Annotated in this window: 23 protein-coding genes; 20 read left to right on the forward strand and 3 right to left on the reverse strand. The window is 68.7% G+C overall.

Going from position 1 to position 25,620, the window contains the following annotated elements:
- Nucleotides 1–213 precede the first annotated feature (213 nt).
- The 7 genes from trbL (at nucleotide 214) to Q7S93_RS13020 (ending at nucleotide 7,560) form a co-directional block, all read left to right on the forward strand.
- Nucleotides 214–1,521 (forward strand): P-type conjugative transfer protein TrbL, encoded by a 1,308-nt coding sequence (gene trbL, locus Q7S93_RS12990; protein ID WP_304714315.1) that lies wholly within the window; start codon nucleotides 214–216, stop codon nucleotides 1,519–1,521.
- A 20-nt stretch (nucleotides 1,522–1,541) separates the two neighbouring features.
- Nucleotides 1,542–2,225: a conjugal transfer protein TrbF gene (gene trbF / locus Q7S93_RS12995; protein WP_304714316.1), complete on the forward strand. Its 684-nt coding sequence runs from the start codon at nucleotides 1,542–1,544 to the stop codon at nucleotides 2,223–2,225.
- Nucleotides 2,222–3,211, forward strand: coding sequence for a P-type conjugative transfer protein TrbG (gene trbG, locus Q7S93_RS13000; RefSeq protein WP_304714317.1), 990 nt, complete (start codon nucleotides 2,222–2,224; stop codon nucleotides 3,209–3,211). Before trbF ends, trbG begins: the two co-directional genes overlap by 4 nt.
- Nucleotides 3,208–4,440 carry a TrbI/VirB10 family protein gene (locus Q7S93_RS13005; protein ID WP_304714318.1) on the forward strand — a complete coding sequence of 411 codons (1,233 nt, stop codon included), beginning with the start codon at nucleotides 3,208–3,210 and terminating at the stop codon, nucleotides 4,438–4,440. The genes trbG and Q7S93_RS13005 overlap by 4 nt, the downstream gene beginning before the upstream one ends.
- A gap of 351 nt (nucleotides 4,441–4,791) precedes the next feature.
- Nucleotides 4,792–5,037, forward strand: coding sequence for a DUF2274 domain-containing protein (locus Q7S93_RS13010; protein WP_304714319.1), 246 nt, complete (start codon nucleotides 4,792–4,794; stop codon nucleotides 5,035–5,037).
- Between the two features lie 460 nt (nucleotides 5,038–5,497).
- Complete coding sequence (locus Q7S93_RS13015) at nucleotides 5,498–6,892, forward strand: DnaA N-terminal domain-containing protein (RefSeq protein WP_304714320.1); 1,395 nt, start codon at nucleotides 5,498–5,500, stop codon at nucleotides 6,890–6,892.
- On the forward strand, nucleotides 6,889–7,560 hold the full coding sequence (locus tag Q7S93_RS13020) for a thermonuclease family protein (protein WP_304714321.1): 672 nt from the start codon (nucleotides 6,889–6,891) through the stop codon (nucleotides 7,558–7,560). Before Q7S93_RS13015 ends, Q7S93_RS13020 begins: the two co-directional genes overlap by 4 nt.
- 20 nt (nucleotides 7,561–7,580) lie before the next feature.
- Here Q7S93_RS13020 and Q7S93_RS13025 read toward each other — a convergent pair whose 3' ends face one another.
- Nucleotides 7,581–8,312: a DUF3223 domain-containing protein gene (locus Q7S93_RS13025; RefSeq protein WP_304714322.1), complete on the reverse strand. Its 732-nt coding sequence runs from the start codon at nucleotides 8,310–8,312 to the stop codon at nucleotides 7,581–7,583.
- 33 nt (nucleotides 8,313–8,345) lie between these two features.
- The gene (locus Q7S93_RS13030; RefSeq protein ID WP_304714323.1) at nucleotides 8,346–8,735 is read right to left on the reverse strand and encodes a hypothetical protein; all 390 of its coding nucleotides are present in this window, start codon (nucleotides 8,733–8,735) and stop codon (nucleotides 8,346–8,348) included.
- 359 nt (nucleotides 8,736–9,094) lie between these two features.
- Between Q7S93_RS13030 and Q7S93_RS13035 the strand changes: the two genes are divergently transcribed.
- From Q7S93_RS13035 to Q7S93_RS13045, 3 genes are all read left to right on the forward strand, one after another.
- On the forward strand, nucleotides 9,095–10,003 hold the full coding sequence (locus Q7S93_RS13035) for a toprim domain-containing protein (RefSeq protein ID WP_304714324.1): 909 nt from the start codon (nucleotides 9,095–9,097) through the stop codon (nucleotides 10,001–10,003).
- Between the two features lie 83 nt (nucleotides 10,004–10,086).
- Entirely contained in the window at nucleotides 10,087–12,108 is a 2,022-nt protein-coding gene (locus tag Q7S93_RS13040) for a ParB/RepB/Spo0J family partition protein (protein WP_304714325.1), read from the forward strand.
- Nucleotides 12,109–12,283: 175 nt separating this feature from the next.
- Nucleotides 12,284–16,537: a bifunctional class I SAM-dependent methyltransferase/DEAD/DEAH box helicase gene (locus Q7S93_RS13045; RefSeq protein WP_304714326.1), complete on the forward strand. Its 4,254-nt coding sequence runs from the start codon at nucleotides 12,284–12,286 to the stop codon at nucleotides 16,535–16,537.
- Nucleotides 16,538–16,600: 63 nt separating this feature from the next.
- Here Q7S93_RS13045 and Q7S93_RS13050 read toward each other — a convergent pair whose 3' ends face one another.
- On the reverse strand, nucleotides 16,601–16,966 hold the full coding sequence (locus Q7S93_RS13050; RefSeq protein ID WP_304714327.1) for a single-stranded DNA-binding protein: 366 nt from the start codon (nucleotides 16,964–16,966) through the stop codon (nucleotides 16,601–16,603).
- Between the two features lie 442 nt (nucleotides 16,967–17,408).
- On the opposite strand from Q7S93_RS13050, the gene Q7S93_RS13055 reads away from it, so the two are divergent.
- The 10 genes from Q7S93_RS13055 (at nucleotide 17,409) to Q7S93_RS13100 (ending at nucleotide 25,277) form a co-directional block, all read left to right on the forward strand.
- Nucleotides 17,409–17,780 carry a DUF7007 domain-containing protein gene (locus Q7S93_RS13055; RefSeq protein ID WP_304714328.1) on the forward strand — a complete coding sequence of 124 codons (372 nt, stop codon included), beginning with the start codon at nucleotides 17,409–17,411 and terminating at the stop codon, nucleotides 17,778–17,780.
- Nucleotides 17,773–18,498: a RadC family protein gene (gene radC, locus Q7S93_RS13060; protein WP_304714329.1), complete on the forward strand. Its 726-nt coding sequence runs from the start codon at nucleotides 17,773–17,775 to the stop codon at nucleotides 18,496–18,498. The genes Q7S93_RS13055 and radC overlap by 8 nt, the downstream gene beginning before the upstream one ends.
- Before the next feature lie 76 nt (nucleotides 18,499–18,574).
- Nucleotides 18,575–19,081, forward strand: coding sequence for a GcrA family cell cycle regulator (locus Q7S93_RS13065; protein WP_304714330.1), 507 nt, complete (start codon nucleotides 18,575–18,577; stop codon nucleotides 19,079–19,081).
- A 23-nt stretch (nucleotides 19,082–19,104) separates the two neighbouring features.
- Nucleotides 19,105–19,971: a deazapurine DNA modification protein DpdA family protein gene (locus tag Q7S93_RS13070; RefSeq protein ID WP_304714331.1), complete on the forward strand. Its 867-nt coding sequence runs from the start codon at nucleotides 19,105–19,107 to the stop codon at nucleotides 19,969–19,971.
- 132 nt (nucleotides 19,972–20,103) lie between these two features.
- Nucleotides 20,104–21,036 (forward strand): DUF2493 domain-containing protein, encoded by a 933-nt coding sequence (locus Q7S93_RS13075; RefSeq protein ID WP_304714332.1) that lies wholly within the window; start codon nucleotides 20,104–20,106, stop codon nucleotides 21,034–21,036.
- Nucleotides 21,037–21,377: 341 nt separating this feature from the next.
- The gene (locus Q7S93_RS13080) at nucleotides 21,378–21,593 is read left to right on the forward strand and encodes a hypothetical protein (protein ID WP_211941049.1); all 216 of its coding nucleotides are present in this window, start codon (nucleotides 21,378–21,380) and stop codon (nucleotides 21,591–21,593) included.
- Between the two features lie 280 nt (nucleotides 21,594–21,873).
- Nucleotides 21,874–22,347 (forward strand): mobile mystery protein A, encoded by a 474-nt coding sequence (locus Q7S93_RS13085; protein ID WP_304714333.1) that lies wholly within the window; start codon nucleotides 21,874–21,876, stop codon nucleotides 22,345–22,347.
- The gene (locus Q7S93_RS13090) at nucleotides 22,344–22,934 is read left to right on the forward strand and encodes a mobile mystery protein B (protein WP_304714334.1); all 591 of its coding nucleotides are present in this window, start codon (nucleotides 22,344–22,346) and stop codon (nucleotides 22,932–22,934) included. Before Q7S93_RS13085 ends, Q7S93_RS13090 begins: the two co-directional genes overlap by 4 nt.
- A gap of 436 nt (nucleotides 22,935–23,370) precedes the next feature.
- On the forward strand, nucleotides 23,371–23,736 hold the full coding sequence (locus Q7S93_RS13095) for a single-stranded DNA-binding protein (protein ID WP_304714336.1): 366 nt from the start codon (nucleotides 23,371–23,373) through the stop codon (nucleotides 23,734–23,736).
- Nucleotides 23,737–24,194: 458 nt separating this feature from the next.
- Nucleotides 24,195–25,277, forward strand: coding sequence for a replication initiation protein (locus Q7S93_RS13100; protein WP_304714338.1), 1,083 nt, complete (start codon nucleotides 24,195–24,197; stop codon nucleotides 25,275–25,277).
- The last annotated feature ends 343 nt before the right edge of the window (nucleotides 25,278–25,620 follow it).

Below are 25,620 nucleotides of genomic sequence, written 5' to 3' on the forward strand. Positions count from 1 at the left end.
GTCATCAGCTGTTTCGTTGCCGTTGGCCTCGCGGGCTGCGGAAAGCCCGCCACAGAGCCGAGTCAAACCGACCCGCCAGCCAAGGCGACGCCGTGTCCGGACATCAACAATCGTGACCGGAACGACCCATGTTCACCGCTGTACTTCAAGAAGAAGGGCAGCAGCCTTCCCGACAAAAACAGCCTCTAGGCTGGTAGTGCGCCGAGTTCGTCCATGGCCACCGCAGATCCTGCTGCTCTTGATCAATTCATCAGTGCGTTCACGGGTCAGGTGGGCAGTGGCTTCGGAGCCATTGCGGGGCCCGTCCAGGGCGTACTGGCGACTTTGGTGGTCATCAGCATCACGATCTCAGCGATCCTTTGGGCGATCGACGAGACGCAGAACATCATGGCTGCGCTCGTCAGGAAGATACTCCTGATCGGGTTCTTCGCCTGGCTGGTCACCAATTGGCACTCGCTGACCCTCACGGTCATCAATGGGTTTGCAAAGCTAGGCCTGCAGGCCAGCGGTGGCGGCTCGATTGGCGATTTCACGCGGGCGCCGACGAAGGCCGTCGAAGCGGGCCTCTCGGTGGTAATCGACCTTATCAAGTACATTGGCGACCTAGCGCAGCAAAATGCTGGCTTCGGCGCGCTCATGCATATCGACATGATCATCGTCGCGGCTGTCGCCGCGATCGGCATCCTGTTGGCCTTCATCGTTCTGGCGATCGAGATCGCCGTGACGATCATCGAATTCTACATCGTCACGCTGATTGCCTTTGTCGTCGTGCCGTTTGGGGTTCTTTCTCAAACATCCTTCTTGGCCGAGAAAGCTATCGGCTACGTGGTCTCCGTAGGGTTCAAGTTCATGGCGCTTGCTGTGATCGCGGGCGTCGGGATCAACATCTTCGAGACCTACACCTTATCGCCTCAACCGACCGTGGCGGAGGAAGCCGGCCTGCTCTTGTCGGCGATCTTCCTGATGATGCTATCGCTCAAAGTTCCCGCGATCGCCGGCGCCATGATTTCAGGTGGTCCGCAGCTGAATACCGGCGGTGCTCTCATGGGCGCGGCGGGTGTTGCCGCCGGCGCGGCGGGCGTAGGCCTCGCCGCCCGCGCCGCTGGCGGGGCGGTCGCAAGTGGTTGGGCGGCCGGCGGCGAAAAGATCGCCGCGGCCAGGGCCGCCTCAGGGAGCATCAATTCAGGTGGCCCGCGTCCCACAGGTGGCGGGTCTAGCGGCGGCGGCATGGCGGCCGACTTCGCCAGAGCGCCCGTCTCTACGACGGTCGCTGAAGGACGATCGGCGGCCAGCCGCCTTTTCTCCTCCCGCAACCAAAGTGAAGGCGAGACGCCCCCTCCCCCTCCGCCAGAAGCGCCCTCATCTGGATCCTCCGTCGTCTCGCGGGCCGAGGCCCGCCGTGGCGGCGGGCTCGCAGGCGCGGCTCGAGACAGCGCCGCTGCGGCCACCGCCGGCGGGGACGGAAGCGGGCCGGGCCTGAGCGCCACTCCAACCCGCCGCGATGACGAACCCGAAGAGTGACCCCAGTCGAGAGTGCGCCGATGAACCCTTTCAAACGACCGAATGACCGCTACGGCAATTCCGCCCCAGTTGAGAGCCCCTACCTGCGTGCCTCCCGGGAGTGGGACATGCGGATCGGCTCAGCCGTTGTGCAGGCCAAGAACTGGCGGATGGCGGCGTTCGGCGGGTTGGGGCTCGCGGCCTTGGCGCTGGGCGGCTTCATCTATGAGGCCAACAATACCAACATCGCCACCTACGTCGTGCCAATCGACCGCTACGCGCGGCCTGGCCGAATCGAGCTGGCCGGCCGGACCTATGAGCCGACCACGGCCGAGATCGGCTACTTCCTCGCGGACTGGGTGCGACGGACCCGCTCTAAGAGCATCGATCCCATCGTCATTCGAGACAACTGGACCGGGGCCTATCATTTCGTGTCGGGGCCGGCGATTGGACAGCTCAACGCCTTCGCCAAGGCTAACGACCCCTTCGCCAATGCCGGCACACAAGCGGTCAACGTCGAGATCGTGTCGGTCCTGCCGCGCAGTCCGCACACCTACCAGGTCCAATGGCGCGAGACGCAGTTCAACGCCGGCACCTCCGGGGTGACCGAAGCGTGGACGGGCCTGTTCACCACCAAGGTCGTGGCGCCGAAGAACGAGGCCGAGCTGAGGGCCAACCCGCTGGGGATCTACATCACCGAGTTTCAATGGAGTCGTGAGCTATGAGCGCCTTGTCCCCCAGACGGCTTTCCATGGGCGCTGCGGCGGGCCTACTCATCCTGCTGGCCGGGTCGGAGAATTCGGCGGTCGCCCAGACCGCCGCGCCACGACCGGCGCCCACCGCCGCTGCGCGGTCGGCGCCCTTGGCGCCGGTGGTCCTGGCTCAGGCCGCGGCGCCGACCCGGCCAACCTCAAGACGGCGAGAGGCGCCACGCACCTATGCGCGCCCGCCGGCGCTTTCGACCGTGCAATCCGCCAACCGCAGTGCGCGCGACTATCCGAGCGCTGGCGCCTATGTGAACGCCGCGCTCTACTACGACTTCGAGCCGGGGCGGCTCTATACTGTCCACACCAGCCCGCGCTTCCTGACGGCGATCTCCCTGCGCCCCGGCGAAAAGCTGATCTCCAAGGCGGCCGGCGACACCGTGCGCTGGGTGCTTGGCGAGACGGTTCAGGGATCGGGCGCGACCCAGCAGGTCATCGTGATGGTCAAGCCGATCCGCGGCGGCTTGCGCACCAACATCATCCTGACGACCGACCAGCGGACCTACCTGCTCGACGCCGTCAGCTACGAGGGCGACACTTACACCAGCGTCATCAGCTGGAACTATCCGCAAGAAGAGGCCCGCGAGCGGCAGGCCGCCCAAGCGGCCGAGACGCAAGGCGTCGCGGCTTCTGGCCTGGCGGTAGACTCTCTGCACTTCGGCTACCGCATCAAGGCCAATGGCTTTCGCGCGCCGCGCTGGCAGCCGGTCCGCGTCTTCGACGACGGGCTGAAGACCTACATCCAGTTTCCGCGCGACATGGCCACAACAGAGGCCCCGCCGCTCTTCCTCATTGGTCCTGACAAACAGGCCCAACTCGTCAACTACCGCTATCTCGGCGGCTACTATGTCGTGGACCGCCTGATCGACGTCGCAGAGCTGCGGCTCGGCGAAGGCAAGCAGACCGTGGTGCGGATCACCCGCACCGGCGAAGGGGGCCGCTCGTGACCCACCTTCCGCCCGATCCCCCTTTCAACCCTCACCCGCGCAAGGCCGCGCCGGAAGGCGTCCTGGCCGCGCCACGAAATCCGGTTACGCGCTGGAACCGCAAGTACCTGATCGCCGGGGCGACGGGTCTCGCCGGGATCGTGGCGCTCGGGTTCTACTTGGGCTTCGGCGGCGCCCACGCGCCCCAGGCTCGGCCGGAGGCGATGACGGACGCGGCCGACACGGGCCAGGTCCAGACGCCGGCGATCTCCACCAAGTATGCGGCGGGCTACGCCGATCCGGCGCTGCAGGCTCAGGCCCTGCCGGGGACCGCGGCCCTGCCGCCGCCGGAGGGCGCGCCCGGGGCGCTGCCGGCGGGCACACCGCCCCCGGCGCCGCCTCCGGCGCAGGTTGATCCGGTCATTCAGGCCGCGCGCGAGCAGGCCCTGGCGGCCCGGACCTCCGGTCCCTTCTTTGGGGGGCCGCCAGCAGCAGCGGCCGCTGCGCCGCCTTCGGATCTCGCGGCGCTGTCTCGGCCGATCGCGGCGTCCGCTGGGGCCGCCGGTGAGCCGGCGGCGGCCGACGTGCAACCCGCAAACGGTCAGGCGGCCAAGCGCCAGTTCGCCGCCAGCGCCCGGACGGACGACTATCTGACCAATCCCCTGCAGCCAGCGCTGAGCCCGTGGGAAGTGAAGGCCGGGAGCATCATCTCGGCGGCGCTCGTGACGGCCATCAATTCCGACCTGCCAGGCCAGGTGATCGCCCAGGTCACCGAGCCGGTCTACGACCACAGGACCGGGCGGACAGTGCTGATCCCGCAGGGCTCCCGCCTGATCGGCCAGTACGACAGCCAGATCGCCTACGGCCAGAACCGGGCCCTCATCGCCTGGAACCGGATCATCATGCCCGACGGCCGCTCCATCAACATCGGGTCAATGGCGGGCGCCGACCTCTCGGGAGCGGCCGGCCTGCAGGACAAGACCGACGGTCATTTCGGTCAGCTGGCGCGCGGCGTCATCCTCTCGACGCTGTTCAGCGTCGGGGCCGCCGCAGCCCAGGACGCCGGCAACCGCAGCTCCGGCGCGCTGGTCGTCAACTCTGCCGCCAGCGGCATCTCCAATTCCGCCCAGCAGGTCGGCCAGCAGATCACCGGCCGCGATCTCAATCGCCAGCCCACCCTGCGCGTCCGGGCCGGTTGGCCCGTCCGCGTGCTCGTCAGCAAGGACATGATCCTCGCCCCGTACCCGTAAGCGTGAGTGTTGCGATGACCCCATCGGCAGAGAAGCTCGGCCTCTTCCTCCCGGAAGGCCTTCACCAGGACATGCTCGACACCGCCGAGCGCCTGAACACCCGCAAGAACCCCCGGGGCAGCGTCAGGCTTATCTATGAGCGGGCTTTCCGCGAGCTGGTCGAAGCCCTCGACGGCGGCGAGGCGGTGACCTTTCCGGCGGTGCGCGGGACCAAGGACCGCGTGTCCGTCCGGTTGTCGAAGCCACTGTGCGTGCGGATCCGCCGGCAGACCGACGCCCTCAATCTCAAGCTCACCGATTTCGCATTCGCTGCGATCGACCGCTTCCTGCAGGCTACCCAAGGAGACGCCCATGACGCGCCCCGCCAAGACCGCCCTCGCCCTGGGCAAGATCGATCTCGAGGAGAAGACAACCGATCTGCGTTTGAAGCTGAAGGGCAAACTCGCCGTTGATCTCGCCGACTATCAGCGTGCCTTCGCTCAGGCGAACGAGCAGTCGCTGGAGCTCGACCAGCTGGTCCCTCACATCCTCGCGGCCTTCATCGACGCGGACAAAGGCTTCCAGGCCTGGCGCAAGGCGCAGCCCGCCTCATCGTAGTGGCTCTGCCGCCCCATCTCTCAACAGGTGGGGTTGACGCGTGCGGGCACCACAAGCCCTAGCGCGCTGAGTCGCGTCATGGCGGACTCGTTTCCGGAACCTCGTCAACCGCCCGAATCGGCCCTTTTTGTCCAAAAGGGTGCCATTCCAAGCCTTTAGGAATCGTCAGACTCACTGAACGCTGGCGTCGACTGAGTCGCGTCGCGGACCCTCCGCCCGCGCCTGGTCGCCTCAGAGGACTTCATCTTGACCTAGACGAGACCCCTAAACGGCGAGAGCCCCCCGTTGGCGCGGGAGGCTCTCGGAAATCGCAGGCGCCGTGTGGTAGCGGCTTGATTTGATCGAGTAAGCCTAAGCGGCGCTTTTTGCGTCGTCAAGGCCTCGAACAGGAGACCTATGGTCTTTTGCCTGCCGGTTTCGCAGCCGCGGAACGGCCTCGTCCCAGCCAGGAAGGGACGATATGCGAACGGCCTTATCAGGCGACGACTGGCGACCAGGTTTCGCTAAGCGCGCGCCCAACTTTGACGCGGTCTGCGCCCAGGCGCGGGCCTGGCGCTGGCAGGCCGGCGTCTCCGTCGCGCGGATCGCGGCGGCGGTGCTGAAAGGCACGCCGACGCTCACCGTGCAGCAGCGGATGACCCTGTTGCTCTATGTCGAGCACCTCAACCAGGACCGGCTCGAACAGGACGTGGCTACCGTTTGGCCGGGGACCAGTCTGATCGCTGACTATCTAGGCTGCACCGAGAGCAATGCCAGGGCCCACAGGCGCGCCCTGGAGGCCGCCGGCTTCATGGTTCGCGACTACACCCGCGCCAATCGGCCGGCTGGCGTCGAGGCCTACGACCTCGCTCCCCTCGTGGCTCGACTGGACGAATTGGAGGCGGCGGATCTCGCTGTCCGCGAAGCCGCTCAGGCCCGGAGGGCCGCCTATTCCGAACCGGTTGTCTTCAGTGAAAGAACTATCGCCCGGGCGCCAAGATTCACTCACCTAGAACAGTCCCATCAGAACGCCAGTTCTTCTGTACGAGGAAAGGACGCGCCTCCGGCGCGACATCAATCCGATCAGCGGCGGTCTACGCCCGCCGGGAACGGCACGACCACGAAATCCTCGAGCCAACGTCACAGCACCGACACGGACGGCGCCATTTGCTCTCCGAAGGGAGCAAGCGGTTTCTCCAGCGCCTTTTCTGAGGGGTCCGCGCCCGCGGAAATGGTCCGCCAGGAGCTTAGGGCCGCTTTCCAGGTCTCTCCGCGCATCGCCGCGCTGGTGGGGCCTGCCGCAGTGGCCGATCCGGCCAGCATAACGCCAGCTGACCTCGCCCGCGTGGCGGCGGCCGTCGATGAGCTGTTGCCCGAACGGGAGCGCAACAACGACCAGACCTTCGCCTGGGCCTTGAAGCGGCATGGGGTGCGCGCCGTCGCGATGCTGGCGATCGCCATCGAGGACCCCGACGTCCGCAGCCCGTGCAAATACTTCGGGCGGATGGCCTCCTATGAGCCGAAAGGGGCGCCGGACCTGCGGCTCAACTTCGCCCGGGTGCTCAAGGCCAAGGGTGACATTCCGCCGCCCGAACCGCCGCCGACCCTGATGGCCGCGCCGGGTATCGACGATCCCGTCTGGCAGAAAATCGAGGCGCCGTTGCGCCGGCTGGTCCGCGAAGGCTCCTATGGCAGCTGGTTCAGCCGGGTGGGTTTCCACGGGATCGATGACGGTGTGCTGACCCTGTCGACGCTCAGCCAGATCGCCGCCGATCGGATCAAGCGCGACTACGTCGATGCGATCCTACATGCAGCCGAGGTCGCGGAGGTCTTCGTCGACCGGGTGATTGTCACCCTGCGCAAGGATCGGCGATGATCCGGCGCTTAGGAGTCCTAGTCCTGGCCGCCGGTCTGGCGGCGGCTTCCCCGGCCGAGTTCACCGGGCCGGCCCGGGTCGTCGATGGCGACACCTTCAGCATCGGCGCCGAGCGGGTCCGGCTATGGGGCGTTGATGCGCCCGAAGGCCGGCAGGTCTGCCAGGATGCGAAGGGCCAGCGTTATGCCTGCGGCGACGCCGCGCGCGACCAGCTCGTCGGCTTGATCGGCGGCCGGATCGTGCGCTGCGAAATCCGGGACCGCGACCCCTATGGCCGCGCCGCCTCACGCTGCCAAGCCGGCTCGACCGATCTCGGTGGGGCCATGGTGCGGGCCGGGTGGGCGGTCGACTACGCCCAGTTCAGCCGCGGCGCCTATGCGTCGGCCGAGGCCGAGGCGCGCCGGGCCCGGCGTGGCCTTTGGGCCGGCCGCTTCGAGACCCCCTCGACCTGGCGGGCCGATGAACGGCAGGCGCGACCGGCGCCGGTCGCGCCGCCGCAGGCGGGTTGTGTGATCAAGGGCAACATCAACGCCCAGGGCCGGCGGATATTCCACGTCCCGGGGCAGCAGGATTATGCGGCTACCCGCATCGACACCGCCAGGGGTGAGCGCTGGTTCTGTTCGGCGGCGGAGGCGCGGGCGGTGGGCTGGACGGCGGCGGCGCGTTGAGTTCGGGCGAGATCCGCTCGTCAGATCCGGATGATCCCTTTCCCAGGGTTTCGTTGGCGCGCGGCGCGCGAGAGGTTTTCTTTGGCCGAGATCACCCGCAGCGTCGCCCGGTCTTGGTGGAATTGTCGGAAAGCTTCGGCGATGTCGGGATCGACAAAGGTCGTGGTCATCTGATTGTCGTCCGGTGTCGTCAGGACGCCGTGCGGGATCGTGTCCTGCCATCCCCGCTCAGCTCGGAAGACGACGACCAGGTGGCCGAAAGTCGGTTCGGCATGATCCAGATGGGCTTCCTTCTCCGCCAGTCGTACCCCTGAAACCGCGCACGCGACCCGCCCTTCTAGGTCGGCATGGTCGGCGAAGTGGCAGGCCTTGGCCGCTTTGATGTCGCTGGCGACGGCAGCTCGGCAAGCGTCATTGAACTCGCCGCTCTGGGCCTTGGGCTTTCCTGCTATGGCCGTTGGAAAGCTGAAGTCGGTCTCGGTGTCGTCGAGTCTCAACACCCAGAAGCCTGCGGTCTGCCAGCCCTCGCTCCGGTTCATCCGGCGCTGGAACGCGCGAACGCCGGCTCCAAGTTTGGTCTGGCCCACGCTGACCGTGGCGTCATAGCGCTCGAGGAGCGCCAGCAGATCGTCATGATCGGCGGGCGCGCTGATGATTCCATCGTCGGCGTAGCGCGCCAGGATGTCGCGAAAGTGCTGCTTGGCTTTTTCTTGGGAGGACCATGCGAGGCCGTTGCTGAGCTCGATCGCCATATTCCGTGCTCCAGCGCCGTGGTGCCACAGCCTTCAGGCCGTGCCGAGATCCTGGCTGGCGGACGGCGAGGCGCCGGCGCCGCTCGGCTGCCGGTCCGTCGAAAGCGTGATGGGGCCGAAGTAGCCGAAGTCGTCGCGGCACATGGCGATGGCGCGGGCCACGTCGCGGTAGACCTTGGGTTCGTCGGATTTGAACATAGCCAGACGGTGTTCGCCGGAGCGGCCGACCAGGCGCATCCAGACGCTCCATTCGCCGGCTTCTGACTCGGTGAGCCGGACTTCCTTGATCGCGCCGCCGCGTTCCAGGAACCAGTTGACGTTGCGGGCGCGGATGGGGAAATCGGGGTTGGTCGCGACGACCCAAGCCTCCTCGCTGCGCGCGTCCGTCTCTGTCTCGCGTTCAGCCATCATCTGCTGCGGCAAAGCCTGCTCCCCTTCAACGTGCTTAACTTGCCAGAAAAGCACGGTGCTGTCGCGGGGCGGTTGGTCGCGAGGCGCAAACCGCGCCCGGCTTTTCCGGGCAGGCGTCGCAATTTTGTACGCCTTCGTTGAGACCTGTGCAGTGGGCCGATATCGGCGTGTGTCTTTGGCGTGCGCGAGGAAGGGGGGAGCGCCCTCCCCCTGAGTCGCGAAGGCGAGCCTTGAGCGTCTACCCCCTCCAGCGGGGGCGCCCCCCCCCGCAACGCCCCCTGACCAATCCTTGGGGCAGACATCGGGTGCGGCCGAAGGACGGAGAAAGGGTCCCCCGAGACGACCCTGACGGGACAAAGGAGGTTCGACCCATGTCCTTGAAACCCATCGTCCAGGCCTTGGGCGGCGATCTCTATGATCGCGGCCAGCGGGCGAATATTCCGGCGCCGGGCCACCGCGCCGCCGACCGTTCGGTCTCGCTCTTGCTGCAGGACGGCCGGGTGATCGTCCACACCTTCGGCGACGGCGACTGGAAAGCCGTGCTCGACTATCTGCGCGGCGAGGGGCTGGTCGACGCGCACAATGCGCCGACCAGCCTGGCCCAATCCCGCCGGGCTCAGGCCGCCGCCGCCGGGGCGACCGGCCTGGAGCGCCGCCAGGCCGCCCTGCGGATCTGGGAGGCCGGCCGGCCGCTCGCCGGCACCTTGGCGGCGCGCCACTGCGCCCTGCGCGGCGTCAGCCGTCCGCTGCCCGGCCCGGAGGTCCTCCGCCATGGCGGCCAGACGCCGGTCTCGGCCTATGCCGAAAGCCGGCATCACCGCCCGGCCCTGCTGGCGGCGATCAGCGACAAGGACGGCGTCTTCACGGCCGTCGAGGTGACCTATCTGGCGGCCAGTGGCCGCCGCGCGCTCGACCTGCGCCTGAGCCGCAAGACCGTCGGGCCGTCGCCGGCCAGCTGCGCGGTCCGCGTCGATCCGGCCGCGCCGCAGATGCTGGTCGGCGAAGGGCTGTTCACGACGCTGTCGGCCAGCGCGCGCTTTGGCCTGCCGGCCTGGGCGCTGATGTCGACGCGCAACCTGCGCCGCTGGCGCCCGCCGCAGGGCGTGCGCGAGGTGCTGATTGCGGCCGATCGCGGCGCTGACGGCGAGGCCTCGGCCGAGCAATTGCGGGCGGGCCTGGCTGCGGCCGGGCTGAAGGCGCGGGTGGCGCTGCCGCCCGAGGGGTTTGGGGATTGGAACGAGGCCGAGGCCGCCGGCCTGCTCGATCCGGTCCAGGCCTGATCCTCAAAGGAGGGAGGAAGGGATCGGGCGGGTGCGCCCAAGGGCAGGATGTCCCTCGCCCGGGCGCTGGAGCTTAGACCCCGATGACCGACACTCAGACCGTTCCCGCCGTGCCGCCGACCCCGATGACCTCGATCAAGGTCCGCCTCGGCGACCTTGGCCTTGCGCCTGAGAACCTCCGTTTCAAGGAGCCCGCGGACGATGGCGTGCCGCAGTTGGCCGACACCATTCTCGCCGCCGGCGTGGTGATCCCGCCGATCGTGCGCCCCGGCCGCAAGGGCGAGCCGCGCTTCATGGCGCTCGACGGCCGTCGCCGGCGCCTCGGCCTGCTGCTGCTGCGCGAGCGCGGCGACGTCACCGACGACTATGAGGTCGACTGCCTGCTGGCCGAGACCAAGACCCAGCAGGTGGCCGGCATCATGCTGCCGGCGACCGAGCACGCCCCGGTCCACATCGCCGACGTGATCACCGCCATCGGCAAGCTGCGCAAGACCAAGCTGGACACGGGGGCCATCGCCGCGGCCCTCGGCTACGCCGAGCTGGAGATCAAGCGGCTGGAGGCCCTGGCGGCCGTCCATCCCCATGTCCTGAAGGCCCTGCGGGCGGGCAAGCTGACCCTGAAGCAGGTCCGCCTGTTCGCGCGCATCGGCGACAAGAAGCAGCAGGCCGAGATCGCCCAAACCGCGCTCGACGGCTATTTCCAGGACTACCAGCTGAAGGGCCTGGTGGCCGGCGGGCGCATCACGGTCGACGACCCGCGCTTCACCCTCGTTGGTATGGACCGCTATGTCGTCGCCGGCGGCCGGGTGAGCTCGGACCTGTTCGCCGAACTGCCCGACGCCCTGCTCGATCCGGAGATCCTGTCGGCCGCCTGGCGTGACCGCGTCCAGCCGATCGTGGCGCACCTACAGGCCGAGGGCCTGGCGGTCTATCTCGGCGACGACGGCGACTTTGGCGCGCCGGAAGGCTTCTCCCGCCTGCCTTACGTCTATCGTCCGGACCTGACCGAGGCGCAGAGCACGACGCTGGACGAGGCCCGCTACCGGGTCACCCAGCTGTCATCCGAACTGCAGGACATCGATCCGCAAGCGGACGACGCGCCCGGCGCCTTCGGCCCCTTGGTCAGCGCCATGGCCGCCGTCGCCGGCGCGCCGCTGGACCGCTGCAAGATCGGCGCGGTGATCCTGTCGCCGGCCGGGTCGGACTACGGGTTCGCGGCGAGCTTCTACTCGGTTCCGCTGCCGGCGGATGAGCTGCCGGAAGAGATCGACGACGAAGCGGACGACGACGACGAGGTTGAGGTCGACGGCCGTTATGGCCGGGCCGTGGCCGACATTGAGGTGCCCCAGGCCGATGTCGAGGTCGAAGGCTCCAGCCATGTCTTCCACGAGACCCGCACCGACGTCGCCACGCGAGGCCTGATCCGCGACCTGGCGGATGACCCGTCCGCGGCGCTGACGGTGCTGGTGGCGCAGCTGTTCAAGCAACTGGCCCTGCACTCGTCCGGCGGCCTCGACGCCTCGGCGCTGCAGATCTCGGGCGTGCGCTACAGCCGTGGCTCCACGCCCCCGATCGCGTCCCTGGACGGTGAGGTCAAGGCCCGTCTCGACGCCAGGCGGGCGGCCTACAAGGCCTCTGGCCTGCGGCCGATCACCTGGGTCGAGACCCTGGCGCACGGGGAGAAGATGGCCCTGCTCGCCGAGCTGACCGCCATGTCCCTGAACCTGCGCGAGGCTCGCACCTCGTCGATCCGCCACGGGGCTCGCGCCGAGGCCGCTGAGATCGCCGCGCTCTGCGGCGCCGACATCTCCGCCCACTGGACGCCGGACGCCGGCTATCTCGCCGTCCACTCCAAGAAGCAGCTCCTGGCGCTGCTGGACGAGATGGAGGCCGAGGATGAGCGGGCCAAAACGCTGAAGAAGGACGACCTGGTCGCCTTCGTCGGCGAGGCGGCGGCCGAGCGACAGTGGGCGCCGGCGGCGCTGGCGTGGGACCGGCCGGTTGAGGTGGAGGCAGGGGAAGACGCTGACGCCGACGCCGAGGGGCATGAATCCCAAGCCGATGTCGGGGAGGCTGACACGCTCGACGTGTCGATCGCCGCCTAAGACGGCCTTGAGCCCTCGCGTCCTGCGCGAGGGCTCTTGGTCTGCTGCGATCCTGCAGCGCCGGCGCCGGTCCAGTCGGGTCGGCGCTAGGGAGGGAAAGCAAGGGGGCGGACGGGCGAGCCCGTCGGGTCTGGAGGGAGGAGCCCTCCGCGGCGGGTGATCTGGATCGCTACCCATGAACGCCCTGCTTCCTCTATTTGCCGCTGATGTCGGCGACCACCACCGACCCGCCAACCTCCTGGCCGCCGCCCGCGCCCTGACCCCGCAGCTCAATCGGTCCCGTCCGCTGGACCGAAAGTTGGTGGCCAATGTCATGACCATGGCCTTTGGCGCCTCGGACGCGGAGGGCGCCTGGCTCTGGCGCGACGCCTATGACGCGATCGAGGCGGCCCTGGTGCTGCAGATCCGCCGCTTGGCGCCCCAGGTCGGCCGGCTGGAGGACGCGCCGGCCGAGATCGTCGCCCTGCTGGCCAACCTGGCCGAGCTCAGCCTCACCCACACCCGCCGTAGCGAAGAGCAGGTGGCGCTGGACCAGTTCTCCACCCCGCCGCAGCTGGGCGCCCTGGCCGTGCTCGCCGCCCAGGTCCGCCCGGGCGACCAGGTGCTGGAGCCCTCCGCCGGCAGCGGCCTGCTGGCCATCCTGGCCGAGGCCTGCGGCGGCGCCCTGACCCTCAACGAGCTGGCTGCTGGTCGCGCAGGGCTTCTGGAAGGTCTCTTCCCGCTCGCGGTCCGCAGCCAGCAGGACGCCCGTCACCTTCGCGACACCCTGCCCGGCTCGGGCGGCTTCCACGCTGTGCTGGCCAACCCGCCCTTCCAGCATCTGGAGGCGCATCTGCACGCGGCCCTGGACTGCCTGGCCGATGGCGGTCGACTGGCGGCGATCGTGCCGGCGCGGCTGTTCGAGGATGCGCCGGCGCTGCGCGCCCTTGCCGCCCGAGGCCCGATCCGCCTGCGACTGGCCTTCCCGGGCCGGGCCTACGCCAAGCACGGGACCTCGGTCGAGACCGGCCTGCTGGTGATCGACCGCAGCATGCCTGGCGGTGAGATTCCCGCCGTCGTCGTGGCCGACAGCTTGGCCGACGCGGCCCAGGCAGCCGCGGCCATCGAGGCCCGAGCGACCGCGCAGCCGCGCCAGTTCCGCACGGTGTCCCAGGTCTCCGTCCTGGCGCCTCGCGCCCGGGCCCTGGCCGCGCCGTCCAACCGGCTGGCCTTCCTCGCCACGTCCGCGCCCCTCGCCTACGAGGCCTGCGCCTGGTCGGGGGAGGGCCACGACGTCGGCCTCTACCAAGCCTACGCGCTCGGCCGCATCCGCTTCGCCACCTCGCGGCCTCACCCCTCGCCGCTCGTGGAATCGGGGCCCATGGCCTCGGTCGCGCCGCCGGCGCCGACCTACCGCCCGGTCCTGCCGATCCGCATCACCGACGACGGGCTGGTGTCGGACGCCCAGATGGAGACGGTGATCTACGCTGGCGAGGCCCACGCCCAGGTCCTGCCGGGGTCGTGGATCCTCGGCGACGCCCCGCACCAGGTGATCCTGGTCAAGGACGACCATCCCGGCGCGGTGTCGTTCCGCAAGGGCTTCTTCCTCGGGGATGGCACCGGCTGCGGCAAGGGCCGGGAGATCGCCGGCGTCATCGCCGATAACCTGGCCCAGGGCCGGTCGCGCGCGGTGTGGCTGTCGAAGAACGACGCCCTCCTCGAGGACGCCCGACGCGACTGGAGCGCCATCGGCGGCGCCAATGGCGACATCACCCCGCAATCGGCGTGGAAACAGGCTGACGCGATCCGGATGGACCGGGGCATCCTGTTCTCGACCTACGCCACCTTGCGCCAGCCGGCGCGGGGCGACCGGCGCTCTCGGTTGGACCAGATCGTCGATTGGCTGGGGGCCGACTTCGACGGCGTGATCGTTTTCGACGAGGCCCACGCGATGGCCAACGCCGCTGGCGGCGGCAAGGGCGCGCGCGGGGCCAAGAAGGCCTCGCAGCAGGGCATGGCCGGGCTGGCGCTCCAGAACCGCCTGCCCAACGCGCGCATCCTCTACGTCTCGGCGACCGGCGCCACCACGCCCGAGAACCTGGCCTACGCCGCCCGTCTGGGTCTCTGGGGCGGGCCGGAAGCGCCCTTCCCCACCCGCGACGCCTTCATGGATGCGGTTGAGACCGGCGGCGTGGCGGTGATGGAACTGATCGCGCGCGAGCTGAAGGCCATGGGGCTCTACATCGCCCGCTCGCTATCGTTCGACGGCGTCGAATACGACGCGCTGCATCATCCGCTGACGGAGGATGACATCGTCATCTGGGACGCCTGGGCCGACGCCTACCAGCTGATCCACCAGAACCTGCGCGCAGCGTTGGAGGCGGTCGGGGTGACCGAGGACGGCAAGGCCAAGTCCGGCTTGGCCGCCTCGGCCGTCCTCTCGGCGTTCGAAGGCTGCAAGCAACGCTTCTTCGGGCACCTGTTGTCGGGCTTGAAGTCCCCGTCCCTCGTGGCCGCGATCCGGCAGGACCTCGCGGCCGGCCGTTGCTCAGTCATCCAGGTAGTCTCGACCAACGAGGCGGTGATGGAGCGTCGCCTGGCCGAGATTCCGGCCGAGGAGTGGAACAACCTCGCCGTCGATCTGACGCCGAAGGACCAGGTGCTCGACTATCTGATGGGCGCCTTCCCGGTGATGGCGATGGACGCCATCGAGGACGAGGACGGGGCGGTCACCATGGTCCCGGTGATGGTGGACGGCGTACCTGTGGTCAGCCAGGAGGCCCTGCGGCTGCGCGACGAGTTGGTCACGCACCTGGCCTGCCTGCCGGCGGTCCCGGGTGTGCTGGACGCCGTGCTCGATGCGCTCGGGACCGAACTGGTGGCGGAGATCACCGGCCGCAGCCGCCGGGTGGTCCGGCGTGACGGTCGCAGGGTGGTGGAGCGGCGTAGCGCCTCGGCCGCCAAGGCCGAGACCGACGCCTTCATGGCCGGTAAGAAGCGGGTGCTGGTGTTCTCCGACGCCGGCGGCACGGGCCGCAGCTACCACGCCGACCTGGGCGTCGCGAACCAGCAGCGCCGGGTCCACTATCTGGTCGAACCCGGATGGCGGGCCGATGCGGCGATCCAGGGCCTGGGCCGGTCGCATCGGACCAACCAAGCCGTGGCGCCGCTGTTCCGGCCGGTGACCACGGACATTCACGGCGAGAAGCGGTTCACTTCGACGATCGCGCGGCGCCTGGACAGCCTGGGCGCCCTGACCCGGGGCGAGCGGCGGACCGCCGGCAACGGCCTGTTTCGCGCCGAGGACAACCTGGAAAGCCCGTGGGCGCACCGGGCGCTGCAGGCCTTCTACATCGGCCTGCACTTCGGCAACGTCGAGGCGATGGACCGCGAGACCTTCGAGGCCAAGACCGGCCTGCGGCTGCTCGACCATGAAGGCAACCTCAAGAAGTCCGACGATATGCCGCCGATGAACACCTTCCTGAACCGGCTCCTGGCGCTGCGGATCGCCGACCAGAACAGCCTGTTCGCGGCGTTTGAGGCGATCCTGGGCTCGATCCTGGAGCGGGCTCAGGCGTCCGGCGCCCTGGACCGGGGCATGGAGGACATCGTCGCCGATGACGTGGTCATTTCGGACGAGGAGGTGATCCGCACCGACGCCGTCACCGGCGCGGAGACCCGGCTCACCCGCTTCCAGGTCCGGACGGTGCGCCAGCTGACCTCGGCCGTCGACGCCCTGGCGGGCCTCGACCGGGACGGGGTGATCTTCGCGGTCAACAGCAAGTCCGGCCGCGCCGCCCTCGTGGTCCAGGGCCTGACCACCACCAACGACGACGATCGGCTGATCCCCGCCGTGCGTCTGATCCGCCCGGAGAAGCGCTCGATCGCCTCGCTCAAAGGGTTCGAGGAATCGGCGTGGGAGGACGTCAGCGAGGCGGCCTGGCGCACGGCTTGGGACGCCGAGATCGTTCAGGCGGACCCGTGGGTCTCGCGCGATCTGGTATTGGTGTCGGGCCTCCTGCTGCCGATCTGGTCGAGCCTGCCCGACAAGGCGACCTCGGTCCGCCGGCTGAAGGCGCCGGACGGCCGGCGCTGGCTGGGCCGCGTGCTCGATCCCGGCCAGGTCCCGCAGCTGAAGGTGGCGCTGGGGTTGACCGACACGGCCAGCGCTTTCGCCGACGGCGCCGCGACCGCTCCGCTCGTCCTCGGGGAGGGCGCCGCCTTCTCCCTGGCGGGCGGCCTGTGGCTGCGGCGGGCCAAGGTGATGGACCGCTACCGGATGGAGGTGGTCGGGGCGGCCTCGCAGCGCGCGGCGTTCACAGCGCTGGGCTGCTTCGTCGAGATCATCGCATACACGCCGCGGGTGTTTGTGCCGATCGACCAGCCGCAGGTGCTGACCGCGGTCCTGGCGAAATGGCCGGTGCAGACGGTCTTGCCGGCGGCGGCGTAGGCCGGGTTTCAAACTTCCCTGCGACGAAGCGCCCCGCCCGGTTCGCCGGGCGGGGCTTTCTCGTCAGGCGGGTTCCGCCAGGGTTTGCTCGGGGCGATCCAGCGCTGTCAGGGTTTGGCCGGGTGCAGCCACGACGATCTTGGAGAAGAACCGCTCGACCCCGTCCTTGTCGGTGTAGCGATCGTGGCGGATTTCGCCCTGGACGAAGACCTTGGCCCCGGTCGGCAGGCCCTTGGAGGCCAGCCAGTTCACCGTCGCGGGGGACCAGATCTCCACCTGGTGCCAGGTGGGGTAGTCCTTCCGCTCGCCCTTGGTCTTGCTGTAGCGGCTGGTGCAGACCCGCAGCGTGGCGACCGTCTTGCCCGAGGTGGTGGTGCGGATATCCGGTTCGGCGCCCGTGAAGCCGATGAGTTGGACCTGGTTCAGCATCGTCGTTCTCCATCTTCCGCCCAGAGGGGCCTGGGCGGCCCGCGGTCCCTGCCGCGATCACGCCACCGTCCAGGCCGGGGTTCAGCGACGGGCGGAGGCCCGGCCGGTCTGGAAACCGGTCTGCAGCGCAAAGCGCGAAGACCGGAGGGTCCGGACCGGCCGCCTCGCTGGCGAGGTCGGCTTCCGCCCTGAGCGGCCCGGCCTAGGGTTGCGGAATTGATTGCGGGGGACCGTCTGCCGCCCCGGCGCCGTCTACGCGAAGACCTGATGACGCTGCCGAACTTGGCCACGTCCTCGGTGAGGGCGCTTGCCGCGAGACGCCCATAGGCGCCTGGGCGCCCGCGACGCCGCGAGCTGCTGGCCGCATCGAAGGGGAAAGGAAGGGGGGGGCGCCGGGCGAGCCGGCCGGGGAATGGGTCCCGGGCCGGCGCTGGACCTGGCCATGCTGTACCCCTTTCCGCCGACCGTCGGATCTTCCTCGCCCTGGGGACCGATCCAACACCTGACTCCCTTGGGCCCGGATGCCGTCGCCGTCTCGACCGCGTCGCACGGGGGCATCCGCATCTCGCTGACCGCGCTGGCCCGGCTTCCCGAACCGCTCCAGGCGACCGCCTACAGCGGCGCCGGCTGGTTCGAGGAGGATTGCGACTGGGCGATTCCGTACCTCGCCCTTGGCCTCGACGCCTTCGAGCCCGACGCCGCGCGGGCCTCCGAGGTGTGGGCCGCGGCCGTCCACACGGTTAAGCGCTACCATTCGCAGCACGCGGCGTTGCTCGGCGCGGATGGCGACCCGAAAGGGCGGCCCCATGGCTGAGCAGCGAGATCTGTTTGCGCCCGGCGTGGCGGAGGCCGCGCCGACCTTGGTCCTGACGGCCGGCGGAGGACGCGAGGACCTGCAGGAGCGGTTCGCGGCCTTCGGCGTCGCCAGCCTGGACGAGGGCGACACCCTGGCGCTCGTTCTCGACCGTTGCTTAGGGCCGGGCGCCGACACCGTGGCCGCCGCCGACGCGCTGATGGCGCGGTTCGGCGGGATCGGCCGCGTGCTCGGCGCCGCCGAGGGCGACCTGGCCCGGGTGATCGGCGCGGCAGCGGCCCGCCAGTTGGGTCTGCTTCACGCGCTCCTGTTGCGCGCGCTGGAATACCCCCTGCGTCAGCGCCCGGTCCTGACCTCGACCGAGGCGGTGCGGACCTATCTGCGCGCGCGGCTCGCCGCCTTGCCGCGTGAGGCCTTCCACGTGCTGTTCCTCGACAAGAATAACCAACTGATCGCCGATGAGCGGATGGCGGAGGGGACCGTCGACCACGCGCCGGTCTACCCGCGCGAGGTCGTGCGCCGGGCGCTCGAGCTGTCGGCCAGCGCCATCGTGCTCGCCCATAATCATCCGTCGGGCGACCCGGCCCCGTCGCGCGCCGACATCGACATGACCCAGCAGGTGGTGGCCGCCGCCCGCACGCTGCAGATTGTGGTCCACGACCATTTGGTGGTCGGGGGCGACCAAGTGGCGAGCCTGCGGGCCTTGGGGCTGATGTAGGCGGGCCGGGGCTTCAGGAGGGGGAGGAAGGGCCGGTCCGGGTGCGCTCGATGGGAGCGCATCTGGAGGAATTCCGATGTCTGAATCTGGCTGGTCCGAAACCCGCGTCACCACCCTGTCCCAGCTCTGGCTCGACGGCCTGTCGGCGTCACAGATCGCCCAGCAGTTGGGGGGCGTCACCCGCAACGCCGTTATCGGCAAGGTCCATCGCCTGGGGCTGAGCGGCCGGGCGGCTGCGTCCGCTCCGGCGCGTGCGCCGCGAACCGCGAGCCCTCGGCCCAAACGGCCGCACCGCGTCGCCGCGGCGGCCCCTCCTCCCGGCAAGTCGCCGGCCCGGTCGCCCGCCCAGGCCTTTGCGCTGACGCCCGAGGGCCCGGGGTTGATCGGGGACATGGCCCATTTGGGCGCTCACGCCTGTAAGTGGCCGATCGGTGACCCCAAGAGTCCTGATTTCAGCTTCTGCGGCCGGCAGGCCGATGGCCGCTACTGCGCGGCCCACGGGCAGCGGGGCGTGCGGCCTGGGACCGCCTGGCGCGCCGACCGCGATCCGGTCGTGAGGCGCGCCCTGGCCGGCTTGCTCTGAGCGTCCGTGTCCGGAGCAACGCCATGACGCCCTCCGTTCGCCTCACAGCCGATGTGGACTTTCGCTTCTACGTTGGCATCCACCATCCGCGACTGGCCTGGCCGCTGACCTTGCGGGGATTCCGCGTGTGCGTTTCGGCGAACGTGCTGCGGGACCGGCTTGGCGATGTGCCGTTTCTCGGGTGTGACGCACCCTGGTTTCTGGATTCGGGGGCTTTCACCCAGGTCGCGCTGAAGGGCAGGTTCGAGCAGTCCACGGACGACTACGCGGCGATGATCCGGCGTTTCGCGGGGACAGGCCTGATCGCGGCCTCGACGCAGGACTACATGTGCGAGCCCGTCGCCCTGCGGTCGACCGGTTTGACCCTCCGACGCCACCAGGCGCTCACCATCGCGCGGTTCGACGCCATCTGGGCGGCTGGCACGGCCGGCGTGCATCTCCTCCCCGTGCTGCAGGGACGGACGCCTGACGACTATCGACGCCACCTCGAGGGGTATGGCGTGCGGATAGGCTACGGCGCCTGGGTGGGCGTGGGTTCGCTCTGCAAGCGTCAGGGCGATCCGGGTGTGATCGCCGCCATCCTCGACGCCATACTCCTAGACCGGCCAGACCTGCGACTGCACGGGTTCGGCTGCAAGCGGACCTCGCTCTTTGAGCCGGCGGTGCGGTCCAGGTTGGCCACGGCCGACAGCATGGCCTGGTCCTATGCGGCCCGGTTCGAGGGGCGCGATCAGAACGCCTGGGACGAGGCTGGGCGTTTCGCCCTTGGGGTCGGCGGCTGCCCTGAAGCGATCGATTTCCTGGCCGCGCGCGCCGGGTGGCGGCGGGCGGCCAGGCGAGATGAGGCGACTCCCAAGCGGGGTCTCGGGACGGCCCTTTGGCTCCAGTGACCTCGCCACCATCCGTCGTCCCCCACAAGGGACGCTGCGCTCAAAGCCCTTGTGGGGGCCGCCGCCTGTCGGCGCGAGGCGGTCACGAGCCGACGGGCTCGACCCTCCAACCCCCACTCCAGGGATCACCCCATGCAGTTCTCGCCTTTCCCCCCCACCTCAGACCGGCTGACGCACTACGAAGCCCAGACTCTCCGTCTCGAAGACGCTCGAACCCATCCGCCCGAAGACGCCCTGCTCCAGCTCGGCCATGGCCTGATGAACGAAGTGCTCGATCTCGTCAGCGACTCCGCCCTGGAGGACTTCCAGACCCTGATCGGCGAGGCCCTGATCGGAGCCTTCCACTCCGCCGCCCAGCGCATCGAACGCGACGCCGACAAAGCCCGCGACACCTTGAACGGCCTGATCCGGGACTTCGATGGCTCGGAGATCCTTGACGTCGAGATCCAGGAGGCGACCCTGAAAGCCCGCACCGCGGACGTGGCGACCCTCGCCCTGGAGATCATCCGCGACGCGGCCGCCGCCAGCTACACCACCTCGACGGGTGATGTCTGGAGCCCCTGGAAGGGGTCGGGGAAGGCATCCCGCACCACAGCGGCGCAGATCGAGGCCCGCGATGCGATCCGGGCCAGTAAGGCCCGCAAGCATATGGCGGCGTTCCCGGGCGCGACGATCGTGGCGTTCCGCGCGGCCCCGCAGGCCGACACCGCCGACGACGCAGGGCGGATCTTCGACGCCCTGAACTGGGCGCTGGCTCAGTGGCCGGACATGGCTCTGGCCACCTCAGGCGCCAGGGGTGGTGAAAAGCTCGCCATCAAGTGGGCCAAGCAGAAGGGCGTGACCCTGGTGCTCGCCAAAGCCGATTTCGACCGCAATGGTCGGGCGGCGCCATTCCGGGCCAACGACGAGATGCTGGAGCTTGATCCGGTCTGCGTCCTGACCCTGGCCAACTCGATCAATCCGAGCCGTGGCGGCAGCTTGCAGCCCTTCGGACCGGCCCTGAACCTGGCGCAGAAGGCGGCGGAGAAGGGCATCCGGCACCATCCGGTGAAAGCCCGGGCCTGAGGGCCCGATGCGGCGGCCGCAAGGCCGCCGCAACTCCCGTTTTGCAATCATCGAGGGGGCCGCGAGGGGAAGCCGGCTTGGATCGACAAGGTGGGAGCCCCTCCCCTGCCCGTTCAGGCCGCGCGGGCTGACCGCGATCTTGAGGCGAACTTGGTCCGGGTCCGGCCGGGTCCAAGGCGACCTCGCACGCGAGGCGGGGTCGGCGGAGCCTCCGGTCTTCCGACGCTTCGCTCTGTGCAGACCGGTGTCCACCGCCCCCGGCCCTGGGCCCGTTCGTCTCCCCGGCCCTGCCGGTCGCACGATCGCGGGATGAGCCCGCCGGTCGAAACGAGGACAAGACGATGGCGAACATGGCGATGGCGCAGGCGGTTCTGGAGCACGCGCACCAATTCTACGATGTCGGCAGCTGGTACGTGGTGGCGGAATGCTGGGACGTCTTCTCGGTGCTCGAGGAACTCGACCAGCAGGAAGAGCGGACCAACACCCGCTTCGAGCTCGACGATGGCGCGATCTCGCATTTCGCGCAGATCATCGCGATTGATCCTACCCTCCACTGAGGCCGAAGGGCGCGGGGCCCCTACCCCGCGCCCCGGTTTTCGGCGCGAACAGGCGGCGAACGGAATCGCAGACCTAGGGGGCGTCGGCCGAGGCGCCCCTACGGCTTGGGGTTAGTGATTCGTTCCGATCCGCTGGCAGGAACGCCGGCGCTAAGTTGGCTCGGTGCTCGCTAGGGTTGGGTTTGATCGATCAAATACCCTAAATGTGGTCGATCATAATCATCCATCACGTTGCGTTATGGTCGATTATATGCAACCAGTCCGTCAAGGATGGTTCGCTATGATCGACCAAGCAGATCAAGCTGCTCTCGCGCGGAAACACCTGGACCGGCAGTTCACCGCGCTCGACCCGGCCCTGCTCGCGCCTCGGCCGCCGCGCGGCTGGGTGCGGGCGATCCGCGACGCCCTGGGGATGACCGTCCGGCAATTGGGCGCCCGCATGGGCAAGAGCCATTCCACGGTCGTCGCGCTGGAACAGGGCGAGGTCGCCGGCACGGTCACGCTGGCGGGCCTGCGCAAGGCCGCTGAGGCGTTGGACTGCACGCTGCATTACGTCCTGGTGCCCAACAAGCCCCTCGCCGCGCTGGTCCACGACCGGGCGCGTACCCTGGCCGAGGCGCAGCTGTCGCGGGTTCACCACACCATGCGCCTGGAGAACCAAGCTGTTGGCGGCGCCGATCTGGCCGCTGAACTCGATCGGTTGACCGACGACTACGCCAAGCGCGGCGGTCGGCGGCTATGGGATCAGCCATGAGCGATCCCCTTTTCGACGCAGAGGACGACGCCGCGACACCGCTGACGCCGGACGAGCGGCGCGACCTTCTGCCGACCTACATCACCACGCGCGCCCAGCTGAACGAAGTCGAGCAGATCGGCATCGCCAATGCCGATGTGTGGGCCTTCCGCCGGCGGCGCGATGTGCTCGACGAGGCATTCCTGCTCGCTCTGCACAAGCGGATGCTCGGCAAGGTCTGGCGCTGGGCCGGCGGCTTCCGGACCACGGAGCGCAATATCGGGGTCGAGGCCTACAAGATCGGCCTGGAACTGAGGATGTTGCTGGACGACGTGCGCTACTGGATCGCCAACGCCACCTATCCGGCCGATGAGATCGCCGTGCGCTTCCATCATCGGCTGGTCTGGGTCCATCCGTTTCCCAACGGCAATGGCCGCCACGCCCGCATGGCCGCAGACTTGCTCGCGGTCAGTCTTGGCCAGCCGCGCTTTACCTGGGGCAGCATCAACCTCGTGGAGCCGGCCGCCACCCGTGCGCAGTACGTGGCCGCGCTGAAGGCGGCGGACGGCCATGATCTGGCACCGCTTCTAACCTTCGCCCGGTCCTGACGACGAGCCATCCTCGAGCCGGCCGCTTCAGGGATCACCTGCTGGGGTGTTCTCGCGCCGTCCTAGATTTGCGATGTGCGACTTGGCGGGATCGACCTTTCCGTCCTCACCTGGGGCCCCGCGTCGGCTGATGAGGCCGTGTCGGCCTTTGAAATCGGTCACCAATACCCCGTGCAAACGTCCGGCGGGCTGCGGTCCCCCGCGATCAATCCCACGAACCCTAGGCCGGGCGGTCCCGAGTCAAAGCCAACCTCGCCGTCGCGAGGCGCGGGGTTTTTGCGGACCCTCCGGCCTTCCGCCGCTGCGCTCTGTGCAGGCCGGTTTCCACACCCGCGGGCTTTGGCCCGGTCCCTCTGCCCGACCCTGGAGGTCGCGTGATCGCGGCAGGGACCGCGAGCCACCGGGGCTCTTCCCGGCGGTCAATTGGAGAAACGTGATGCTCAACAAGGTCCAACTCATCGGCTTCACCGGCGCCGACGCTGAAATCCGCACGGTCTCGGGCGGCAAGAAGGTCGCTACGCTGCGGGTCGCCACCAACCGCTACACCAAGAAGGACGGCGACCGTAAGGATTACACGACCTGGCACCAGGTGGAGATCTGGAACCAAGGCACGGTCGGTTGGCTGGAAGGCCGCAGTCTTCCCAAGGGCTCCAAGGTGTTCGTCGAAGGCGAGATCCGTCACGACCGCTACACCGATCAGAGCGGCCAGGAACGCTTCTTCTCCAAGGTGGTGGTCGCTACCCCGCAGCATGAGCTGAAGTCTCTGGATCGGCCGGAAACCGACTCCGCCGAGGAGGAGTAGCCGCCCTGCCCCGCCCGGTTCGCCGGGCGGGGTTTCGGCTCGGCCGAAAATAGCGCAAGCGGCTGTAACGGCCGCTCGTGCTTGTCTGCCTTCCTCATTTTGATTTTGAAAAACGCCGCTGCGGCCAGCAGCGGGATTTCTAGATTCCTAGGATTCTAATTCAGGGCGGCATAAGCTCTGAAAAAACAGTCGGGTAGACCGATGTTCCTGACCTCCCGGGGGCGTCTTCCTGACCCGATGGGGGATCAATCCTGACCGGAGGGGGGCTCTAACCTGACCCGACGGGGTCATCCTGACCGCTTGGGGGAGGCGCCCCATTGCCGCGTTGTATCCTGACTTGCGAATTGATTCGAGGTCAGGAATGCTGACCCTGGTTTGGAGCATGGAGTTGCCGGCTGGTCGATGCGGCGCACATTGCGGGCCTTGAACAAGGCGTCGAGGAAACGCCGGGCCGCGCTATGCGCGTTGCGCACGCCCTGCAGGCGCGCGATGGCGACGAGTTCGCCAAGCCCGGCACCTTGGTCGAGGTCCGCTTCGTCAAGGGCCAGTCGCTCAGCCTGACCGCGGCGCGCCTGCTCGCGTTGATGATTCTGACCGCCGGCGGCGATGCCTGGGAGCCGGTCGCGCACCGGATGCGCAAGGCCGACATCCGGCGTGGCCACAAGGGCAACGAGCGGATCTCCGAAATGCTGGAGGAGTTGCACCGCACGCTCTTCGCCGTGGACGACCTGTCTTGGCGCGGGCGAAAGGCCACCAAGCGTTTCTCGCTGATCCAGTCGTCGCGCGAGGAAATCGACGAGCACGGCGCCGAGGCCGGTTGGATCGAGTGGGAGTTCACGCCGTATGCCCGGCGGCTGATCCGCGAGTCCGAGACCTATGCGGTGCTCAACCGCCAAGCCGTGCTAGGCTTCCGGTCGAGCTATGCACTCCGCCTCTACGAATTGGGCGCGCTTCGGCTGCATCGACGCCAATCCAATTGGCGCGCCGATATGACCGCCATCCGCGCGGCGTTCGGGATTGCGCCCGAACTCTACAAGGACTTTGCCCAGCTCCGCCGCAAGGTGCTCGAGAAGGCCAAGGCTGAGATCGACCATCTGGCGCACTTCACCGTCGATTGGCGCGAAATCCGCCGCGGCCGTGCGATCGTCGAGATCGAGTTCACGTTCCAGCCCAAGATGGCGCCAGCCCAACTGACGATGGCTGAAAGCGACGGCGAAGATGCCACCCCGGATGCGCGACGCGCTGACCAGGTGATGCCGATTGCGACGCCCCCTGCCCTCCCCGCGCCGGTCCGGGCGCCGACGAAGCGGCCGGGGTCCACTGAGACCGCTCTGCGGTTTCCTTCCGGAAGCCTACTCTACGGATCCGAGCCCTTTGGCGAGCTCGCAAAGGTCCACGGCGGGGGCTGGTCGCGCGATCTGATCGCCGACGCCTACCGCAGCGAGATGGGCGAGCGCCTGGCCAACCTCTCCGGCACCAAGCTGGTGAAGTCATGGACCGGGTTTTGCCAGGCGTTTGCGGCACGGCGTGGCCGCCCCTGAGCTGAAATTGCACCGGTGCAATTTCGCAGGCGCTGGGTTGATATCGAACTGGGTGAACTTGAGCCTCGATGAGCGCAGGGGCGGGGAGGCCCCGGAGCGGCCGGCAAGATTGTGACGACCTGGCCCCCAACCGGTCAGGATGGCTCAGGCTCTGCCGTACCGTCGGTTCCTGATGTGGCCAGCACAGGCCTCAACGGCGCGCGAATAGCCACCAGGCATAGGGAAGGGCGCCACCCAACTCGCATCGGATTAGCGGAATTGCACTGGTGCAATTCCGGCCCGCCGAGCCCCCCGGCGGGGAGAGCCACCCCCAATCGGTCAGGTTGGGTCTGGCCGAAAATCT

This window comes from Phenylobacterium sp. (assembly GCF_030646615.1).
Lineage (GTDB): Bacteria > Pseudomonadota > Alphaproteobacteria > Caulobacterales > Caulobacteraceae > Phenylobacterium.

Bases quoted from the DNA above. Each gene is read 5' to 3' on its own strand.
- trbL (WP_304714315.1), top strand. From the start codon at position 214: ATGGCCACCGCAGATCCTGCTGCTCTTGATCAATTCATCAGTGCGTTC.
- trbF (WP_304714316.1), top strand. From the start codon at position 1,542: ATGAACCCTTTCAAACGACCGAATGACCGCTACGGCAATTCCGCCCCA.
- trbG (WP_304714317.1), top strand. From the start codon at position 2,222: ATGAGCGCCTTGTCCCCCAGACGGCTTTCCATGGGCGCTGCGGCGGGC.
- Q7S93_RS13010 (WP_304714319.1), top strand. From the start codon at position 4,792: ATGACGCGCCCCGCCAAGACCGCCCTCGCCCTGGGCAAGATCGATCTC.
- Q7S93_RS13015 (WP_304714320.1), top strand. From the start codon at position 5,498: ATGCGAACGGCCTTATCAGGCGACGACTGGCGACCAGGTTTCGCTAAG.
- Q7S93_RS13020 (WP_304714321.1), top strand. From the start codon at position 6,889: ATGATCCGGCGCTTAGGAGTCCTAGTCCTGGCCGCCGGTCTGGCGGCG.
- Q7S93_RS13025 (WP_304714322.1), bottom strand. From the start codon at position 8,312: ATGGCGATCGAGCTCAGCAACGGCCTCGCATGGTCCTCCCAAGAAAAA.
- Q7S93_RS13035 (WP_304714324.1), top strand. From the start codon at position 9,095: ATGTCCTTGAAACCCATCGTCCAGGCCTTGGGCGGCGATCTCTATGAT.
- Q7S93_RS13040 (WP_304714325.1), top strand. From the start codon at position 10,087: ATGACCGACACTCAGACCGTTCCCGCCGTGCCGCCGACCCCGATGACC.
- Q7S93_RS13045 (WP_304714326.1), top strand. From the start codon at position 12,284: ATGAACGCCCTGCTTCCTCTATTTGCCGCTGATGTCGGCGACCACCAC.
- Q7S93_RS13050 (WP_304714327.1), bottom strand. From the start codon at position 16,966: ATGCTGAACCAGGTCCAACTCATCGGCTTCACGGGCGCCGAACCGGAT.
- Q7S93_RS13055 (WP_304714328.1), top strand. From the start codon at position 17,409: ATGCTGTACCCCTTTCCGCCGACCGTCGGATCTTCCTCGCCCTGGGGA.
- radC (WP_304714329.1), top strand. From the start codon at position 17,773: ATGGCTGAGCAGCGAGATCTGTTTGCGCCCGGCGTGGCGGAGGCCGCG.
- Q7S93_RS13065 (WP_304714330.1), top strand. From the start codon at position 18,575: ATGTCTGAATCTGGCTGGTCCGAAACCCGCGTCACCACCCTGTCCCAG.
- Q7S93_RS13070 (WP_304714331.1), top strand. From the start codon at position 19,105: ATGACGCCCTCCGTTCGCCTCACAGCCGATGTGGACTTTCGCTTCTAC.
- Q7S93_RS13075 (WP_304714332.1), top strand. From the start codon at position 20,104: ATGCAGTTCTCGCCTTTCCCCCCCACCTCAGACCGGCTGACGCACTAC.
- Q7S93_RS13080 (WP_211941049.1), top strand. From the start codon at position 21,378: ATGGCGAACATGGCGATGGCGCAGGCGGTTCTGGAGCACGCGCACCAA.
- Q7S93_RS13085 (WP_304714333.1), top strand. From the start codon at position 21,874: ATGATCGACCAAGCAGATCAAGCTGCTCTCGCGCGGAAACACCTGGAC.
- Q7S93_RS13090 (WP_304714334.1), top strand. From the start codon at position 22,344: ATGAGCGATCCCCTTTTCGACGCAGAGGACGACGCCGCGACACCGCTG.
- Q7S93_RS13095 (WP_304714336.1), top strand. From the start codon at position 23,371: ATGCTCAACAAGGTCCAACTCATCGGCTTCACCGGCGCCGACGCTGAA.
- Q7S93_RS13100 (WP_304714338.1), top strand. From the start codon at position 24,195: ATGCGCGTTGCGCACGCCCTGCAGGCGCGCGATGGCGACGAGTTCGCC.